Source organism: Neisseria sp. P0021.S007, from assembly GCF_051956855.1.
Map to the genome: position 1 here is coordinate 1 of NZ_JBQCXA010000345.1, position 798 is coordinate 798.

Consider the following 798-nt stretch of genomic DNA (forward strand, 5'->3'; position numbering starts at 1 on the left):
ACTTTATGTCCACCCCCTTAACGCGCCGCCGTTTCCTTGCCATCGCCGCCACACTTGCCGCTGGTGTCGGCATTCCCTTTGCCATTAGCCGCAGAACCAATCAGCCGACTCATCCGGCCAGCCTGAATCAAGAAGAGCAGCCAGTTATTTGGAGAGGTATTGCGTTGGGTTCGGGTGCGGAGTTGCGTTTGTTCGGCGTTGAGCGCAAGCAGGCGGAAATACTGGTCAACAAAGTATTGGCGGAAGTTTCACGATTGGAAAAAATCTTCAGCCTGTATCGGGATGACAGCATGATTAGCCGCTTAAACCGAGAAGGCCGTCTGAAAAATCCGCCATCCGATTTTTTGCAGCTGCTCAGTATCAGCCGAGATATCCATCAGCTGACGCAGGGTGCATTTGATCCCAGCATTCAGCCTTTGTGGAATCTGTATGCCGACCACTTCAGACGAAACCCCAAAACTGAAACGCCGCCATCCGAACGCAGTATTAAAGAAACGCTCGAATTAGTGGATTTTAACAAAGTCGATTTTGATACCAAAGAAATCCGTTTTGCCCAAAAAGGCATGGGCTTGTCGCTCAACGGCATTGCGCAGGGCTATATCACCGACAAAGTAGCCGAATTGTTGAAGCAGCAAGGCGTTACCCAGGCATTGATTGATATGGGGGAAATTTACGGCTTTGATAATGCCAACCAGCGCGAGTGGAATGTCAGTATTCGCAATCCCGACCAAGAAGACCAAATCCTGACCACCATTGCCATGAAAAACCAAGCCTTTGCTACATCTGGCGGCTATGGCA

1 protein-coding gene is annotated in these 798 nt (G+C 50.1%); it reads left to right on the plus strand.

Annotated elements, in window-relative coordinates; genetic code table 11:
- Positions 1 to 5 precede the first annotated feature (5 nt).
- The coding region (locus ACTHUR_RS13240; RefSeq protein ID WP_440398986.1) for an FAD:protein FMN transferase at positions 6 to 798 on the plus strand (793 nt) is incomplete at its 3' end.